The sequence below is a fragment of the uncultured Alteromonas sp. genome, from assembly GCF_963976965.1.
GTDB lineage: Bacteria > Pseudomonadota > Gammaproteobacteria > Enterobacterales > Alteromonadaceae > Alteromonas > Alteromonas naphthalenivorans.
This window is the reverse complement of sequence record NZ_CAXBMP010000001.1, coordinates 220,309-237,629: the sequence shown is the minus strand read 5'-3', so window position 1 is coordinate 237,629 and position 17,321 is coordinate 220,309. Positions and strand designations below refer to the sequence as shown.

Here is a 17,321-nt window from a genome sequence, read left to right as displayed (position 1 = left end):
TTCCTTATTTAATAGTGAGTGCGTCTTCAACCAGCGCTTTTTGTTGCTGATTGTGAACGGAAACATAACCTACAGCAGGTGAAGAAGATGCTTCACGACCTGCATATGTTAATTTGGCGCCATCTGGAATTGCTTGCCAGAAATGGTGTTGACTGCAATACCAAGCTCCTTGGTTTTGCGGTTCTTCCTGACACCAAACCCAATCTGTAACGTGGCTGTATTGTGCCACAACTTTAGCGCATTCTTCTTGTGGGAATGGATAAAGTTGTTCCAATCTTACGATTGCAACGTCTGTTTGTTCATTTTTACGGCGCTGGTCAAGCAAATCGTAGTAAACCTTGCCTGAACACATCACCACACGCTTAACGTCTTTCGGATTAATATCGTCAATTTCGCTGATCACGTTGTGGAATTTGCCTTCTGCTAACTCTTCAAGAGAAGAGGTTGCAAGCGGGTGACGCAACAAGGATTTAGGCGACATAACGATAAGCGGTTTACGCATAGGGCGAACCACTTGACGGCGAAGCATGTTAAACACTTGCGCTGGTGTTGAAGGTACACATACTTGCCAGTTGTGATCAGCACACATTTGCAAGAATCGCTCAAGACGAGCAGAGCTATGCTCAGGACCTTGACCTTCGTAGCCGTGTGGAAGCAGCATGGTTAGACCACATAAACGGCCCCACTTCGCTTCACCTGAACTCAAGAATTGGTCAAATACAACCTGTGCACCGTTCGCGAAGTCACCAAACTGGGCTTCCCAAATAGTTAAACACTCAGGTTCTGCCGTTGCGTAACCATATTCAAACGCCATAACCGCTTCTTCTGAAAGCACAGAGTCGTATATTTCGATCTCGCCTTGACCTTCACGAATATTTTGCAGTGGCATGTATGTCGAGCCATCAGCTTGATTATGCAATACCGCGTGACGGTGGAAGAAAGTACCACGGCCAGAATCCTGACCTGTCATACGAATGTCTTCACCAGCATCAACCAATGATGCGTAGGCTAGATTTTCTGCCATTCCCCAATCAAGTTTCTTTTCACCGCTTACCATGGCCTTGCGGTCTTGATATAACTTGTTTACACGAGATTGAAGTTTATGACCATCAGGAAAACTGGTTAACGCTTCGCCAAGTGCTTGAAGTTTTTCAACACTGATAGCACCATCATATGGCGTATCCCAATCGTGACCTAAGTACGGAGACCAGTCTACACTGTGCTCTGTCATCGGACGCCATTCTTCAACTACACATGCACCATGATCTAATGCTGCGCGGTATTCTTCTAAATAGCGGTCGGCATCACGCTGCTCAATAACCCCTTCAGCAATAAGCTGGTCGGCATAAATAGCGCGAGGTACAGGATGCTTCTTCACTTTTTGGTACATAAGCGGCTGAGTTGCATTTGGCTCATCAGCTTCGTTATGTCCATGACGGCGATAACACACTAAATCGATAACAACGTCACGCTTGAATTTATTACGGTATTCAAGGGCGAGCTGAGTCACAAAAGCAACCGCTTCTGGGTCGTCAGAGTTAACGTGGAAGATAGGTGCCTGAACCATTTTCGCAATATCAGTACAGTATTGCGTAGAACGAGTATCTTCAGTTTTTGACGTTGTGAAACCAACTTGGTTGTTCACCACAATACGTACTGTTCCGCCCACGGCGAAACCGCGAGTTTGTGACATATTGAAGGTTTCTTGAACTACGCCCTGCCCAGCAATCGCTGAGTCACCGTGAATGGTAATAGGAAGTACGGTGTTAGTATCGTCGTTACGACGTTCAAGACGAGCACGAACTGAGCCCATCACTACTGGGTTCACAATTTCAAGGTGAGACGGGTTAAACGCAAGTGCTAAGTGAACATTGCCACCTGGCGTAGCAAAATCTGATGAGAAACCGGCGTGGTATTTAACATCACCTGCACCTAGTGAGTCATCATGCTTACCAGCGAATTCATCGAATAACACTGATGGGTTTTTACCCAATACGTTAACAAGTACGTTCAATCGACCGCGGTGAGCCATACCAATAACCACTTCTTTAGTGCCGGCAGCACCTGCGTTAGTGATTAAGTTTTTAAGCATTGGAACTAGTGCATCGCCACCTTCCAGTGAGAAGCGCTTGGCACCTGGGAATTTAGACCCAAGATACTTTTCCATGCCGTCAGCAGCGGTTAAGCCCTTAAGAAGAGTAAGTTTCTCTTCTTTAGAAAACTCTGGCTTTGCTTGTACTGACTCAATTTTTTGCTGTAACCAGCGTTTTTGGTCTGTATCGGTAATGTGCATGTACTCAGCACCGATAGAGCCACAATATGTTCTATTAAGTGATTTAAACAATTCACCTAATGACATCGAATCTTTACCAATGGCAAAAGATCCTACGTTGAACACACTGTCAAAATCTTTATCAGAAAGGTTATGGTGAGATAGTTCTAAATCACGAACACGCTCTTGTTTCCATAATCCTAGCGGATCGAGGTTGGCATGCTGGTGACCACGGAAACGAAAGGCGTTAATAAGCTGTAACACTTTAACTTGCCTGTCATCCGATACCGGAGTGCCTTCAACTGGTGCGCTCGACATTCGTGCTGTCGGGCCTAGAGCAGCTAGCTTCCTAAACTGATCTTTAACACTAGTATGGTTGGTTTCAAGTTCAACGCCTTCGACCTTGGGGAGGCTATCAAAGATTTGACGCCAAGTATCGGAAACGCTCTGCGGGTCTTCCATATACGATTCGTACAATTCTTCGACATAGGCAGCGTTGGCACCTGCCATATGCGAGGAATCCCACCACGCTTTCATCACGCTTTCTTGCATTTAATTTGCCTTGCTACGTTTTGTAAATTCTATTAACCATCGGTTTGTATTATAAGGTTATTCGTGACATAACCAAGCGTTATACCGATGAATACAAAAAAAAATAGCCATCACATCCGGATGGCTATTTAGAGCATTGCTTTCTGTCACTCAGGAGTAACCAGAATATAGTACTAAACAGCCCGTTGTAAAAGCATAGACTTAATGTGTCCAATTGCCTTTGTCGGGTTTAATCCTTTCGGACATACACTTACACAGTTCATAATACCGTGACAGCGGAATACGCTAAATGCATCATCTAGATCGTTCAAACGTTCATCAGTTGCAGTATCACGGCTATCGATAAGGAAACGATAAGCGTGAAGCAAACCAGCAGGCCCGATAAATTTATCCGGGTTCCACCAGAACGATGGGCACGACGTAGAACAACATGCACATAGAATACATTCATACAGTCCATCAAGCTTAGCACGTTCTTCAGGAGACTGAAGGTGTTCTCTTGCAGGAGGCTGTTTGTCATCGTTGATTAAGAATGGCTTAATCTTTTCATATTGGGTGTAAAACTGTGTCATATCAACCACAAGGTCGCGTACTACGGGCAAACCTGGAAGTGGACGAACAACAACTTTACTTTTACCCAATGCAGACAATGGCGTAATACAGGCAAGACCATTCTTACCATTCATATTCACACCGTCTGAACCACACACACCTTCACGGCACGAGCGGCGGAATGATAACGTTGGATCTTGCTCTTTAAGAGCAATTAGTGCATCCAACACCATCATGTCACGACCTTCCTCTACTTCTAGAGTGTAGTCTTGCATGCGTGGCTTGTTATCAACATCAGGGTTGTAACGATATATCGAAAATTGTAATTGCATGATCGTTGCCTCTCTTAATATGAACGCACTTTAGGCGGGAAAGCTTCCCGAAGCTTAGGCGCCATATTGACATCACGTTTAAGCATTTTTTCAGTATTCGGATCGTAAACGCTGTGGCATAACCAGTTCTCATCGTCACGGTCCGGGAAATCGAAGCGGCTGTGTGCGCCACGGCTTTCCGTTCTGAAGTTCGCTGCTACTGCTGTGCTGTACGCGGTTTCCATAAGGTTATCAAGCTCAAGACATTCAATACGCTGAGTATTGAAATCGGCACTCTTATCATCAAGGCGAGCATTCTGAAGACGTTCACGAATTTCACCAAGTTGCTTAAGGCCGTCTGCCATGGCTTCACCTTCACGGAATACTGAGAAGTTAAGCTGCATGCATTCTTGCATATCTTTTTTGATTTGAACCGGATCTTCGCCCTTACCTTTCTCTGAGTTTTCCCAGCGATTGAAGCGAGACATTGCCACTTCAAGGTCAGACTCTGATGCTTCGCGGAATGGCGATACGTCAGAAAGGGTTTTACCTAAGTGTAGACCAGTCGCACGACCGAATACTACAAGGTCAAGTAGTGAGTTACCGCCAAGGCGGTTAGCACCGTGTACAGATACACATGCAATTTCACCACAAGCGAATAAGCCGTTGACTACTTTATCGTTACCGTCTGCATCAACAGTTAAACATTGACCGTCAACGGTAGTTGGAATACCACCCATCATATAGTGACAAGTTGGTATTACAGGGATTGGTTCTTTCACTGGATCAACGTGAGCAAACGTACGAGATAGCTCAAGGATACCTGGTAAACGCGATTCAAGTACGTCTTTACCAAGGTGATCAAGTTTAAGTTTACAGTGAGGTCCCCAAGGGCCATCAAATCCACGACCTTCGCGAATTTCAGTCATCATTGAACGTGCTACAACGTCACGACCAGCAAGGTCTTTCGCGTTAGGCGCATAACGTTCCATGAAGCGTTCACCGTCTTTATTAAGTAGGTAACCACCTTCACCACGACAACCTTCCGTTACTAGCGTACCAGCACCGGCGATACCCGTAGGGTGGAACTGCCACATTTCCATATCTTGTAATGCAACGCCAGCACGGATTGCCATACCAACACCGTCACCGGTATTAATGTGTGCATTGGTAGTAGAAGCGAAGATACGCCCTGCTCCACCCGTTGCTAATACGACTGCTTTAGACTTGAAGTAAACCACTTCGCCAGTCTCGATATCGATAGCAGTACAACCAACAACGTCACCGTCTTGGTTTTTAACTAGGTCGAGTGCGTACCACTCAGAAAAGACCTTTGTTTTATTTTTTACGTTTTGCTGATAAAGCAAATGCAGCAAGGCGTGACCGGTACGGTCAGCAGCCGCTGCGGTACGAGCTGCTTGCTCGCCACCAAAATTTCTTGATTGACCACCGAAAGGACGTTGGTAAACCTTACCATTCTCAAAACGTGAGAAAGGTAAACCCATGTTCTCCATCTCAATGATGGCTTCTGGGCCGGTTTTACACATATATTCAATAGCGTCTTGGTCACCAATGTAGTCCGACCCTTTTACAGTGTCGTACATGTGCCATTCCCAGTTATCTTCATGGGAATTACCTAGCGCAACAGTAATACCACCTTGCGCTGATACCGTATGTGAACGGGTAGGAAATACTTTAGACAGTAGTGCACATGATTTGCCAGATTCTGAAATCTGCAATGCTGCACGCATACCAGCGCCGCCAGCGCCAATAACTACTGCGTCAAACTCGTGAACGGGTAAACTCATCTTACACTCCCCACAATACAAACAGACCAACAGCGACGTAACCAAAAGCAATGATGTTTAGAACATACTGAATGATTGCACGCAAACCAGACGCCTTCACATAATCGGTAAGTACTTGCCAAAGGCCAATACGAACGTGGATCATGATGGCGATAAGTGCTGCCAATGTGAACACCTTCATCGCTAGCCCAGAAAATAATCCGCGCCACTCAATGAAAGTAATATTATCAGTGGATATAAAAAACCACGCCATGAATACCGTATAAGCAAAAATAATTGCAGCGGTAGTACGTAGTGAAACGTAATCTTGAATACCATTACGCTTTAAGCTTGCTTGGTTGCCTAGCATAGTGCTACTCCCAATACTACTGTCAGCACAATCCAAAGAGCGATAGCTATTTTGGCGCTGAGGTTTCCTGACTCCAACTCTTCCCAGTGACCTAAATCCATAACTACATGTCTTAGGCCGCCTAAAATGTGGTAAGTCAGCGCTGATAAAGTGCCTATTGCGATCACTTTTCCAATGATACCGTCCATCATCGCTTGTACGTTCGCAAACCCTTCAGGCGAGGAAACAGATACTGCCCATGCCCAAATAACAAAGAGTAATGCGAAGAACATTGCGACACCGGTAACACGGTGGAGAATTGACGAAATAGCGGCAGGCGGAAATTTAATAGTATTGAGTTCTAAATTTACTGGTCTTTGCTTTTTCACAATGTATGCCTGTTTAATCCGTAGGGATAATGAATTACTCACCGTTATTATGTCCTGTGTGAGTTAATTCGTTTATTACCTGTTAATTACCTCATCCAATGAGTTGTTAACAATTTGTGAATTATTCTTTAATGCAATTAACAGAATAATTATTCTGTTTTAATGCACTGCTGAGTATATCCAGCACAGTATATAATTACAATTTTTTGTGCTGTAGTAAGACTTTAGTCTTTTTTGACAAATCTTCCTGATAAACACAAAGAAAAGTAGCCACAAATACTAACAACAAGCATGGAATGCTTAATAAACAAGGCTGTAAAGTGTATCAGCACTAAACTAGAATAACACTATTTTCACTAGCAAAATTAAGGTCTTTTAATGAAAACGGGTAATTCTCAATCGACAAAAGGTTATTTTTTCAGCTAAGGTGTTAATAAATTTGGTAAACGGTGGTTTACCTTTTGCCAAAAGACATTGATAATTACCCTGAAACGGGTTTAGTGCGATTACCAAAATGTTAACGATAGAGATTCCGGCTGAGCATTATAAATCTCAGTAATTCGGAATATTTATTGTGCATAAATGCAATTAAATTGACTTATTGGTACATAATAAAGTACAAATACGCCACTTTTCCCCAACGAAACGAGCATTTTCGCCCGTTTTCGCTGCAAACAGAACCATTCTGAGGAGAGCATTTTATGGCAGATCAGAAAGCCATTCTTAAAGCCGGCGGTAAGGAAATCGAGCTTCCTATCTTGTCTGGCACCGAAGGACAAGACGTAATCGACGTTCGTACCCTTGGTCAACACGGTTACTTCACCTACGACCCTGGTTTTATGGCGACAGGATCTTGCGAGTCAGCTATTACTTACATTGACGGTGCTGCTGGTGTATTACTACACCGTGGTTTCCCGATTGAAGAATTAGCGCGCGATGCAGACTACCTTGAAGTTTGTCATATGCTTCTACACGGTGATGCACCGTCTAAAGAAGAATATGAAGAATTCAAATCAACGATTACACGCCACACCATGGTACATGAGCAAATTAACATGTTCTTCCATGGCTTCCGCAACGATGCCCACCCTATGGCAATGTTATGCGGTACGGTTGGTGGTATGTCATCTTTCTATCACAGCGACTTAGACGTTTCTAACGATGAAGAGCGTAAACGTAGTGCACATCGCTTAATTGCGAAAATGCCTACTTTGGTAGCCATGTGTTACAAGTACAACATTGGTCAACCATTCGTTTATCCACGTAACGATTTGAGCTATGCAGCTAACTTCCTGAACATGATGTTCTCAGTTCCTGCTGAAGAATTTGAGATTAGCCCTGCGGTTGAACGTGCAATGGATCGTATCTTTACGCTTCATGCTGACCACGAGCAAAACGCATCTACATCTACTGTTCGACTAGCTGGTTCATCTGGTGCTAACCCTTACGCATGTATTGCCGCTGGTGTTGCTTCACTTTGGGGCCCTGCCCACGGTGGTGCGAACGAAGCATGTCTGAATATGCTTGAGGAAATTGGTACTGTTGACCGCATTCCTGAGTTTATTGCACGCGCTAAAGATAAGGCTGACCCGTTCCGTCTTATGGGCTTTGGTCACCGTGTATATAAAAATCACGACCCACGCGCAACAGTAATGCGCGAAAGCTGTCACGAAGTACTTAGTGAACTTAATGTTAAAGATCCACTACTTGAAGTAGCAATGGAACTTGAAAAAATTGCATTAAGCGACCCGTACTTCGCAGAGAAGAAATTGTTCCCTAACGTAGATTTCTACTCAGGTATCGTACTTAAAGCTATTGGTATTCCAACCAATATGTTTACGTGTATCTTCGCATTGTCTCGTACAGTGGGTTGGATTTCACACTGGCATGAAATGATGAGCGATCCAAAACAAAAAATTGGTCGTCCTCGTCAGCTTTACACTGGTCACAACCAGCGTAAGTACACGCCATTAAAATAAGCGTGAACAGATAATTATTTGTTCATAAAATAGCGCCTTCTGGCGCTATTTTTTTGGCTCTTTTTTAATAAACTTTCGTACAACAGTTTATTAGAATAACCGCAGAAGGATTATGTTATATGCCCTACTCTGTTGTGTTGCTTGGCGTTGCTGGGCTCATCCCTTTTTTGGCTATGCCAATAGCTTATTCTTTTAATCTTTTATCACTAACCCAAAGCGCTGTTTACTTTATGCAGTACTCAGCGGTTTTACTGTCTTTTTTTGGTGGCATTCATTGGTGGGACTCAATCAGTAATGCGCGTTATGGTAAACAAATGTATATCGCCATGTTACCCAGCATTGTCGGTTGGCTTTGTTTGGTATTTAGCCACGACCCGAAAACGTTAGGGGTGCTTTCGCTTAGTTACGTTGCCATCTTAGTGTATGACAAATTCACGCTTAGCCTACCAAAAGGCCAAATTGTAAGTTATATCAGTTTACGTATAGCACTTACCTCGGTCGTGGTAATTAGCCATGCTTGGATGATTTATCTCATTACCTAATTTTCATAGTACATAGCGCGCATGTAGTCAGGAAACATCATTACGTTATCAAAATTGGCTGATGCTACAAGTGTTTGCTAATTGTTGAAACGGCACGTGCCAGCAAGACACAAAAAAGCGCAGTCATATAATTATCATGACTGCGCTTTTTTAGTACACCGACGATACACTCCGGTTTATGCGTTACGCTTTTCTTTTAAACTAATCCTTGTTCATTTTATTTAACAAGTCAGCCGTAAAAAAAGTAAAAACGCGGGATGTTACTCGTCACGTATAACCGAAAGCAACTCAGCCGTTTTTTCTTCCATCAAGGCTATATCGCCTCGACTTTCTACGTTTAAGCGAATAACCGGTTCGGTGTTCGATTTACGCAAATTAAAACGCCATGTGTCGAATTCCAATCCTAGGCCGTCGGTAGTATCGATCGACGTTGCAAGTGGCTTATATTTAGATGTTGCGCGCTCAAGTGCAGCATCTGCATCTTTAAGCTTGCTGTTGATCTCACCCGATGATGGAAATGCTTCAATGCGCGCTTTAACCATGCTCGCCAACGATTGCTTTTTAACACACACAAGTTCGGCAATTAGCAACCAAGGGATCATACCTGAATCGCAGTAAGCGAAATCTCTAAAATAATGGTGCGCACTCATCTCACCGCCATACACCGCGTCTTCCTTGCGCATACGCTCTTTAATAAACGCATGACCTGTTTTCGATTTAATAGGTGTACCGCCAGCATTCGCCACAATGTCTTCGGTATTCCAAAATACCCGTGGGTCATAAATAATTTTACTGTCTTGGTTTTTCTCAATGAACGCTGCTGCAAGCAAACCAACAATGTAATAACCTTCAATGAAGTTGCCGCTAGCATCGAACAAGAAGCAACGATCGAAGTCGCCATCCCACGCCACACCAAAGTCCGCGTTATGTTTAATAACAGCATCGGCAGTATCTGCTCTGTTTTCAGGTAATAGCGGATTTGGAATACCATGAGGGAAGGTGCCATCTGCTTCGTGATGCACCTTAATAAAGCTAATTGGAACTTGTCTGCTCGCTAACTCAGCTTCAATAGCATCAAGCGCTGGACCTGCAGCACCGTTGCCTGCATTAACCACTATTTTAAGTGGTGTGAACGAATCAAGATTCACATAAGACAACATGTGGTCTACATAGGCTGACATACAGCTATCTTCTACATAGCTGCCTGTATCAGTTAAATGTGAAACCTTGATGTGTGCATGACCGTTGTAAAAGGCGTCAGCGTCAATGGCCTCACCTTGCGTGTAATAGGCAAGGCGCTGTGATACCGCTTCATCGCTCAACTGCTCAGCGCGCTCTTTGATGGCATTTAAGCCAGTATCGCCACTAATGGGCACTGAATCAGCTTTTACCAACTTCATGCCATTGTAGTTAATGGGGTTATGACTAGCAGTTACTTCTATTCCGCCATCAACACCTAAGTGTTTAGTCGCGAAATATATCTCTTCGGTGCCTGCCATACCAATATCGGTAACGTTCGCGCCAGCATCAATTAGTCCTGCGCTCAAGGCAAGTTTTAAGGGGGTAGAGGTTAAACGAACATCGCTGCCCACCACTACTGTTTTCGCTTTCAACTCTTCAGCAAAGGCGTAACCAATGCGATAAGCTGTTGCTTCATCAAGTTGGCTATTAAGCTCACCGCGTATGTCATATGCTTTAAAGCATGTAATTGGTTTAGTCATGTATTAGAGTCTCTGTTCCCTGTTAAAGCTATTATTGGTCACTTTTGTGACAAGAAAATGTGTTACAACAAAAGTGACGCAATGATTGTAAAGTAGATGGTATAAAACCCCTCACCTTCGCGCAATGCGCTTTTCAAATTACTAAGTAATTAAACTTAATTTATTTTTTCTCTGTTGTGGGGAGTCATTAAATCTTGTTTTGGGCCAACGGAAATAACTTGGGTAGGGTTTATCATGGTGTGGCTGTAATAATAGTGACGTTTGATATGGTCAAAATTTACTGTGCTTGCCACACCTGGATATTGATATAACTCTTTCATGTACCCGTACAAGTTTGGGTAGTCTGCAATTTGGCGAATATTGCACTTGAAGTGACCATGGTACACCGCATCAAAGCGAATCAAGGTGGTGAACAAGCGCCAATCCGCTTCGGTAATTTGATTGCCCACTAAATAACGTTGTGTCGACAACCTTGTTTCTAGCGCATCCAATGCTTCAAACAAGACCTCAACCGCCTCTTCATAAGCACTTTGCGTGGTAGCAAAGCCAGCCTTATACACGCCGTTATTAATCGCGTGATAAACCGTATTATTAATATTGTCTATTTCTTCTCGTAATGGCGCGGGGTAAAAGTCTTGGCTGCCACCTGTAAGCGCATTGAAGTCACTGTTGAAAATGCGAATGATATCTGCAGATTCATTATTCACTATAGACTGGGTTTGTTTGTCCCACAGCACCGGAACCGTTACCCGCGTGGTAACATCATGCTTTGCTTTGGTGTATAGCTGATGGAGATAATCATTATGGTATAGCTTATCGCCGGTACTACCTGGGTAATCAGAAAAACTCCAACCATCTCCAAGCATATCGGGGTTCACCACAGAAACATCAATGTGCTGAGTCAGCCCTTTCAGTTGCCTTAAAATTAACGCACGATGCGCCCACGGACAGGCATAAGCAACATAAAGATGATAACGACCAGACTCTGGTGGGTGTTCAGCTCCTGCTTCACCGCCTATCGTACCTCTAAACTTCGACGCTTGACGTTCAAATTTACCGCCATTCTCACTCGTGTCATACCATTTATCTTGCCATATTCCGTCTACAAGCAATCCCATTTATTTCTCCAAGCATTCATTTTAAAACGCGTTATTCAACCATGTATAGCTTTGAACGTAATGCCTGTATTTTTGGATTTAACTTCCTAGTTTATAGAACGAATGGGTATAACAAGTTTACCTAGCATCCATCTTATCGTCGATGTCCAGTCATGTTTCATAGGCATGTCACCATTCGCTACGTGTGCCTTAATAATGGCAGTATCATAGCTTTTTGACATGTCTTACTGACTGTTTAAAGAAGATCCCTTGCAATATTACGCTTTTTTGCGATCATGCGCCCCTTGAGTAAAAGCCTTTGTTTTATGTTTAAGCTGTTCTGTTTTTTCGCCGTTTAACGAGTGATGGCTGAACAATTTTAACGCAGCGCTTAAACAATGCGGCTATTGGCCTAGCAAGAACTGGAATACAAAGTGAGTATATTGGAAGATCAACGATTTGGCGGTATCGTGCGCCTATATGGCGCAGAAGCCGCAGAAAAACTTGCAATGAGCCATGTGTGCGTTGTGGGTATTGGTGGGGTTGGAAGTTGGAGTGCAGAAGCGCTGGCGCGCTCTGGTATTGGTAAAATCACCCTGATTGATTTAGATGACGTATGCGTAACCAACACCAATCGACAAATTCATGCGATGGCCGATACCATAGGCGAAGCAAAGGTTGACGCTATTGCACAGCGTATTAAACGCATAAACCCAAATTGCGAAGTGGTATGCATTGAAGACTTCGTCACGCCAGAAAACACAACAGAACTGTTAACCCAAGCTATGGATGCCGTTATTGACGCAACTGACAGCATAAGAGCGAAAGCTGCCATGGTAGCCCATTGTAAACGCGCAAAAATACCTATTGTGACTGTTGGTGGCGCCGGCGGACAAATTGACCCTACCCAAGTGACCCGGGGTGATTTATCAAAAACCACCCAAGATCCTCTTGCGGCCAAATTGCGCAGTGAACTGCGACGCAATTACAATTTCAGTAAGAACCCTAAACGCCGCTTCGGGGTTGAATGCATCTATTCAACCGAGCAGTTGCGTTATCCCCAACCTGATGGCAGCGTGTGTTATAACAAATCGGCAATGGAAGGCGGAACGCGACTTGATTGTGCAGGCGGTTTTGGCGCTGTTGTAACGGTAACGGCCACCTTTGGTATGTTCGCATCAGCCAGTGTAATCAATCGCTTAACCGGTCATAAATAGACAAACGGGAATAACTACCGCACAATGTTGTTAGCAGGTTTAAAAATGACGATAGCGAACATCACTCTATCGCGTAAAGGTTAAGTCAGAAGGATAATAAAATGTCACCTATAGAGCTCGAACAATTAATGAAGGACTGCGCAGAAGATGCGGTTGCTACAGCCCAAGAAGAGTTCAGTTTAACCTTAGATTACTCTGCTGAAAGTGTTTCGCTTGTAGATGATATTTTACTTAGTTTTTTAGACAAATATCATGACAGCGCGTTAGAAGATGAAGCAGTTTTCACCATATGTAATATCTTTGGCGCCTATTTGGGAGAAACGTTCCAGCGTTTTGTGGGTGGAACATGGCTTTATGACCAATCGAACCCTAGTGCACCCTACGTTTTATTAGTGGTCGGTGAGAACTCTTATGCCTTTGCAGGTATTTGCTACGAGCGACTAGTAAACGACAGCCAGGTCAGCGTTAAAGCTTATTTTGATCAATCTGTAAGTAATCACCGCCAGTAATCGGTCTTTTTTGCACTTTTTTCGTGTGAGGCTTATAACTTTTTGCCTCACACGCCAGACGCTTTTTTGGGTCTCTTCACCTAAAAATTAATTCTTAATTCCCAGAAAAATAACACCTCAAACAAATGCTATTTTCTGATTTATTCGGGTTTTACTCGTAATTTGTTGCCAATTTACTTGCAACTTACTCGCAATGAGGCTTTTTCCAATCTTGTATCATCCAGCGCAAATGCCGACTTCGGCTAATACAATATAAGCTGATAATAGACACCACCACCTTAATGGCAGTTATCATCTCAAACCCCCAATGTACCGACACAATATGATAAAACTGCACACTCAACGACGCTATCACGCCCACTAAAATAAGTGGCAACAATGCACGAGACCACCCTGTGATCCCCTTTTTCCATAGCCTTTCACGTTGCGATATAAGCACAAGCCCTAACACTATCGGTACACTGCTTAGTAATGCCAAGCCTAAACTTTCACTTTGAGGATAAAACAGCTTAAGTAACGCTTCAGTTTGCGAGCGCGAGGCCAGCGAAAAAATAAACGCAATCCAGTCCAAACTAAATAGCGCCAGTATGACGTACAGCCATTTTGGCGGTAAAATTCGGCCAGATTCATCGTAATATTTTAATGGCAGTTTTAGCATGAAAAACAAATAGCCTTGCTTCAAAGAATAATTAATAACCCAGTTATTATTGGGCTAATAATGCAAACTTAAAGCGCTAAAAGAAAATATCAGACAATTTGGCATATTTATAAATGTTCTAATATAAATGACACGGCTTCAGGTGATTTAAATGAATTGTGCTTAGACACAACAATGAGTCTTTCTAAGGCCTCTGGTATATCGGCACTTTCATAGGTCACCACGCCATCAGTGAGTAACAAACACACTTCTCTTCTTTCACATTCGGTTTCTTTTTTCGACCCAATAATGGAATAGGCTTTTCCTTGAATAGGCATAGGATACAAGGTGTTCATCAAGGGGTGACCTGGCTTTAATGAGTCGAGGCTTTTAAATTTAGTGTCGGTTAAATAGCTTTGCATGTCTGACTGAACAATGTCGACCCCATTTTCATCGAGTAACTCAACAAACATATTTTTGAGTTCATAGGGTATTTGTACCAACGATGAACCAATATAGCCGATTGCCGACGCCGCTAACGCCGACCCCTTATGGGGCGTATCTAAATAAAAAACGGTGTTCGTTGTAAACCTAGGTTCAAAGAAAAAGGTGTCCCGAATATCTTCGGACATCGCCTCTTCAAGCTGTTCAGGAGGTACAGCAAAGGTGGTATTCCAAAAGGCGTCGCCAGGCGATACTGTAAGTAACTTAGTTATAAGCCCTCCTAAACTGTGCCCAATAAATACCGCTTCGCGAGTGATTAGTGGGTTATCAATAGTGGCCAGTAGCGCATCAAGCTCTCTTCGAATTTTCATGGCGCTATACAGTGGCGGCTGACCTGAGGGGTAAAGCACATGCCAAACTTGATAGCGTTCGTTCAACCATTCGTCATTCATTACTGCCATAGTCAAATAACGCCAAATCAAGGGGTCGGAATTAAGTCCATGGATCATAATAAGGGGAATTTTGGTGTCAGACATTTCCCCAATAACGTAAATTCCTCTAAGGGCTTTTGCTTGCTTAGTACCCACAAAGCCTTTCCAGCGAAGCCCTCCGACTATCGAATCATTTAGTAAGGCTAAATAGCTGGCACTTGGAGAGTACCTAGCCATATAGGCGTTATTACCCACACGTACCGTGGTTCGGCTATGAATTTTCTGAGCATCTAACGTTATGTGCACCTCGTTACCATCTAGCTTAATGCCCTGAAACATCAATGTGTAACTGCTGTAAGTCCCTTCTTGAGGGTAATAGGTCTGTTCAGTTTCTGTGGCTGCTTGTTCTCTTACTACCACGGCAACGCCGTATTCTCCTAGAATGTTGGGTTGCAGAGCATCTTCTGAAGTCAGCATTCTAGATGCAAAAATGATTGGCTGGTCTAAATTTAAATGGGTGTGAAAATGTGCTTCATCTTCTTTTCCCGACATGCGCAATGTCAGCAAACTCATTAGCGCATCTCGATGACGTTTTAGCGCAAATTGGCGCTCGTCAGCACTGACATCATCCCGCCCAAGTAGCGCTTGTGTACACAACAAGCTGTTAATTAAGCCTTCTGTCGAACGCGGCCATATGGTCACGCAGCTCCAATAAAGCTCACGGGTGGTGTGCTCAATATAATCAAGGGTGAATTCTGGCGCATTAGACAAGCGCAATGTGAGTGATGGGGGCTCAGATTTATAATAGTCTGAAGAACACGATGCTAAGCCAAACATAACCAAGCTAAATAGAATGGGTAACGTTTTTCTGCACTTAAAACTGCCCATGAAGCCCTGCCGTGAAACTTATGTGAGAAGAGCAAAAGAGTATGATGAATTTTTGTTCAGTATTCCACTAATAGGCAGTATTGTTCTTAGTTGAAAAAGTTTTACCTCAAAGAGCTGCGAACCCGCCATACTTACTGTATAATCCGCGGCCATTTTAGGCACAAGTAGCGTCGTTTACCGGGTGATATTTTAGATGACTGTAGAAACCTTCAATCCAAGTAAAGCAGCAAACAAAACCACTACTTTAGAAACACCAGTCAAAACACTGACTGAAAATCGTAGTACAGGTGCAAGCAACGGCGCCCGCATTGGGTTTGTCAGCTTAGGCTGCCCAAAAAACTTGGTAGACTCCGAGCGCATTCTTACGCAATTGCGTACCGAGGGCTACGATGTTGTGCCTACATACAACGATGCTGATTTGGTTATTGTTAATACCTGCGGCTTTATTGATGCGGCGGTAGAAGAGTCACTTGATACCATTGGTGAAGCGCTTAAAGAAAACGGCAAAGTCATTGTAACTGGCTGTTTGGGCATTAAAGAAGATGAAATCCGTGAAGTACACCCTAATGTACTGGCTATTACCGGCCCTCACGCTTATGAATCGGTAGTTGAGCAAGTTCACGAACATTTACCTAAGCCTCAACATAACCCGTTTGAACATTTAGTGCCCGATCACGGTGTTAAACTTACGCCTCGTCATTACGCGTATTTAAAAATATCAGAAGGTTGTAACCATAGGTGTACCTTCTGCATCATTCCTTCCATGCGTGGCGACCTAGTAAGCCGTCCGGTGGGCAGTGTGCTTGATGAAGCGAAGCGCTTAAAAGCGGCGGGTGTTAAAGAGCTATTGGTTATTTCACAAGACACCAGTGCGTACGGCGTTGATGTGAAGCACAGAACAGGCTTCTGGGATGGTATGCCCGTTAAAACACACATGCAGCAATTGTGTGAAAAACTGGGTGAGATGGGCATTTGGGTGCGTCTACATTACGTGTACCCCTACCCGCACGTTGACGACCTTATTCCACTGATGAATGAAGGTAAAATTCTACCTTACCTTGATATCCCGTTTCAGCATGCCAACAAACGTATTTTACGCTTAATGAAACGCCCTGGTAGTGCAGATCGTACGCTTGAGCGCGTTAAGAAATGGCGTGAAGCCTGCCCTTCATTGGTTATCCGCTCGACCTTTATCGTAGGTTTTCCGGGTGAAACTGAAGAAGAGTTTGAAGAGTTACTCGACTTTATTCGTGAGGCACAGCTAGACCGTGTGGGCGCATTTGCTTACTCACCTGTTGAAGGAGCTCGTGCCAACGACTTACCTGATCCAGTACCTGAAGACGTTAAACAAGAACGTTTAGCGCGCTTCATGGAAGTTCAGGGTGAAATTAGTGCACAGCGTTTACAAGCGCGCATTGGTAATGAATACCAAGTGGTTATCGACAGCGTAGACAGCGAAGGCGCTGTAGGGCGAACTTATGCCGATGCACCTGAAGTTGATGGGTTAGTTCACCTCAATGGCGTCTATGACGTGAAACCTGGTCAACGGGTGTGGGCCGAAGTCATTCATGCTAACGAACACGATGTGTGGGCGGTACTGTCTGAAGATCAAGACGAAGATGAAAGCCAAGATTAATCATAGAA

The 17,321-nt window shown here is 43.8% G+C and carries 14 protein-coding genes; 5 read left to right on the top strand and 9 right to left on the bottom strand.

Features of this window, described 5'->3' with window-relative positions:
* Positions 1 to 4 precede the first annotated feature (4 nt).
* From AAC006_RS01065 to sdhC, 5 genes are all read right to left on the bottom strand, one after another.
* Complete coding sequence (locus AAC006_RS01065; protein ID WP_208804799.1) at positions 5 to 2,824, bottom strand: 2-oxoglutarate dehydrogenase E1 component; 2,820 nt, start codon at positions 2,822 to 2,824, stop codon at positions 5 to 7.
* A gap of 173 nt (positions 2,825 to 2,997) precedes the next feature.
* Positions 2,998 to 3,708: a succinate dehydrogenase iron-sulfur subunit gene (locus AAC006_RS01060; protein WP_013783982.1), complete on the bottom strand. Its 711-nt coding sequence runs from the start codon at positions 3,706 to 3,708 to the stop codon at positions 2,998 to 3,000.
* Positions 3,709 to 3,722: 14 nt separating this feature from the next.
* Positions 3,723 to 5,495 (bottom strand): succinate dehydrogenase flavoprotein subunit, encoded by a 1,773-nt coding sequence (gene sdhA / locus AAC006_RS01055; protein WP_013783981.1) that lies wholly within the window; start codon positions 5,493 to 5,495, stop codon positions 3,723 to 3,725.
* A 1-nt stretch (position 5,496) separates the two neighbouring features.
* Positions 5,497 to 5,844 (bottom strand): succinate dehydrogenase, hydrophobic membrane anchor protein, encoded by a 348-nt coding sequence (gene sdhD / locus AAC006_RS01050; protein WP_126872334.1) that lies wholly within the window; start codon positions 5,842 to 5,844, stop codon positions 5,497 to 5,499.
* Positions 5,838 to 6,212, bottom strand: coding sequence for a succinate dehydrogenase, cytochrome b556 subunit (gene sdhC, locus AAC006_RS01045; RefSeq protein WP_013783979.1), 375 nt, complete (start codon positions 6,210 to 6,212; stop codon positions 5,838 to 5,840). The genes sdhD and sdhC overlap by 7 nt, the downstream gene beginning before the upstream one ends.
* A gap of 701 nt (positions 6,213 to 6,913) precedes the next feature.
* Between sdhC and AAC006_RS01040 the strand changes: the two genes are divergently transcribed.
* Together AAC006_RS01040 and AAC006_RS01035 are read left to right on the top strand one after the other, a co-directional pair.
* Positions 6,914 to 8,191: a citrate synthase gene (locus AAC006_RS01040; RefSeq protein WP_013783978.1), complete on the top strand. Its 1,278-nt coding sequence runs from the start codon at positions 6,914 to 6,916 to the stop codon at positions 8,189 to 8,191.
* Positions 8,192 to 8,310: 119 nt separating this feature from the next.
* Positions 8,311 to 8,733: a DUF3429 domain-containing protein gene (locus AAC006_RS01035; RefSeq protein WP_126872335.1), complete on the top strand. Its 423-nt coding sequence runs from the start codon at positions 8,311 to 8,313 to the stop codon at positions 8,731 to 8,733.
* Between the two features lie 260 nt (positions 8,734 to 8,993).
* Here the strand turns inward: AAC006_RS01035 and AAC006_RS01030 are convergent, their stop codons facing one another.
* Together AAC006_RS01030 and AAC006_RS01025 are read right to left on the bottom strand one after the other, a co-directional pair.
* Positions 8,994 to 10,454: a phosphomannomutase CpsG gene (locus tag AAC006_RS01030; RefSeq protein ID WP_208804801.1), complete on the bottom strand. Its 1,461-nt coding sequence runs from the start codon at positions 10,452 to 10,454 to the stop codon at positions 8,994 to 8,996.
* Positions 10,455 to 10,609: 155 nt separating this feature from the next.
* Positions 10,610 to 11,572: a glutathione S-transferase family protein gene (locus AAC006_RS01025; RefSeq protein WP_339349715.1), complete on the bottom strand. Its 963-nt coding sequence runs from the start codon at positions 11,570 to 11,572 to the stop codon at positions 10,610 to 10,612.
* A 419-nt stretch (positions 11,573 to 11,991) separates the two neighbouring features.
* On the opposite strand from AAC006_RS01025, the gene tcdA reads away from it, so the two are divergent.
* Both tcdA and AAC006_RS01015 read left to right on the top strand, forming a co-directional pair.
* Positions 11,992 to 12,768, top strand: a complete 777-nt coding sequence (gene tcdA / locus AAC006_RS01020; RefSeq protein ID WP_126872385.1) for a tRNA cyclic N6-threonylcarbamoyladenosine(37) synthase TcdA — start codon at positions 11,992 to 11,994, stop codon at positions 12,766 to 12,768.
* Between the two features lie 101 nt (positions 12,769 to 12,869).
* On the top strand, positions 12,870 to 13,277 hold the full coding sequence (locus tag AAC006_RS01015) for a hypothetical protein (protein ID WP_126872338.1): 408 nt from the start codon (positions 12,870 to 12,872) through the stop codon (positions 13,275 to 13,277).
* Between the two features lie 184 nt (positions 13,278 to 13,461).
* On the opposite strand, the gene AAC006_RS01010 is transcribed toward AAC006_RS01015, so the two are convergent.
* On the bottom strand, positions 13,462 to 13,935 hold the full coding sequence (locus AAC006_RS01010) for a DUF2919 family protein (protein ID WP_013783972.1): 474 nt from the start codon (positions 13,933 to 13,935) through the stop codon (positions 13,462 to 13,464).
* A gap of 107 nt (positions 13,936 to 14,042) precedes the next feature.
* On the bottom strand, positions 14,043 to 15,677 hold the full coding sequence (locus tag AAC006_RS01005) for an alpha/beta hydrolase (protein ID WP_126872339.1): 1,635 nt from the start codon (positions 15,675 to 15,677) through the stop codon (positions 14,043 to 14,045).
* Between the two features lie 193 nt (positions 15,678 to 15,870).
* Here AAC006_RS01005 and rimO point away from each other — a divergent pair, with 193 nt between their 5' ends.
* Positions 15,871 to 17,313 carry a 30S ribosomal protein S12 methylthiotransferase RimO gene (rimO, locus tag AAC006_RS01000; RefSeq protein ID WP_126872340.1) on the top strand — a complete coding sequence of 481 codons (1,443 nt, stop codon included), beginning with the start codon at positions 15,871 to 15,873 and terminating at the stop codon, positions 17,311 to 17,313.
* The last annotated feature ends 8 nt before the right edge of the window (positions 17,314 to 17,321 follow it).

What these genes read in the sequence shown, in the direction of transcription:
- AAC006_RS01015 (WP_126872338.1), top strand. Translation starts at nt 12,870, where the DNA reads ATGTCACCTATAGAGCTCGAACAATTAATGAAGGACTGCGCAGAAGAT.
- AAC006_RS01010 (WP_013783972.1), bottom strand. Translation starts at nt 13,935, where the DNA reads ATGCTAAAACTGCCATTAAAATATTACGATGAATCTGGCCGAATTTTA.
- AAC006_RS01025 (WP_339349715.1), bottom strand. Translation starts at nt 11,572, where the DNA reads ATGGGATTGCTTGTAGACGGAATATGGCAAGATAAATGGTATGACACG.
- sdhD (WP_126872334.1), bottom strand. Translation starts at nt 5,844, where the DNA reads ATGCTAGGCAACCAAGCAAGCTTAAAGCGTAATGGTATTCAAGATTAC.
- AAC006_RS01030 (WP_208804801.1), bottom strand. Translation starts at nt 10,454, where the DNA reads ATGACTAAACCAATTACATGCTTTAAAGCATATGACATACGCGGTGAG.
- sdhA (WP_013783981.1), bottom strand. Translation starts at nt 5,495, where the DNA reads ATGAGTTTACCCGTTCACGAGTTTGACGCAGTAGTTATTGGCGCTGGC.
- AAC006_RS01035 (WP_126872335.1), top strand. Translation starts at nt 8,311, where the DNA reads ATGCCCTACTCTGTTGTGTTGCTTGGCGTTGCTGGGCTCATCCCTTTT.
- AAC006_RS01065 (WP_208804799.1), bottom strand. Translation starts at nt 2,824, where the DNA reads ATGCAAGAAAGCGTGATGAAAGCGTGGTGGGATTCCTCGCATATGGCA.
- AAC006_RS01005 (WP_126872339.1), bottom strand. Translation starts at nt 15,677, where the DNA reads ATGGGCAGTTTTAAGTGCAGAAAAACGTTACCCATTCTATTTAGCTTG.
- rimO (WP_126872340.1), top strand. Translation starts at nt 15,871, where the DNA reads ATGACTGTAGAAACCTTCAATCCAAGTAAAGCAGCAAACAAAACCACT.
- AAC006_RS01040 (WP_013783978.1), top strand. Translation starts at nt 6,914, where the DNA reads ATGGCAGATCAGAAAGCCATTCTTAAAGCCGGCGGTAAGGAAATCGAG.
- AAC006_RS01060 (WP_013783982.1), bottom strand. Translation starts at nt 3,708, where the DNA reads ATGCAATTACAATTTTCGATATATCGTTACAACCCTGATGTTGATAAC.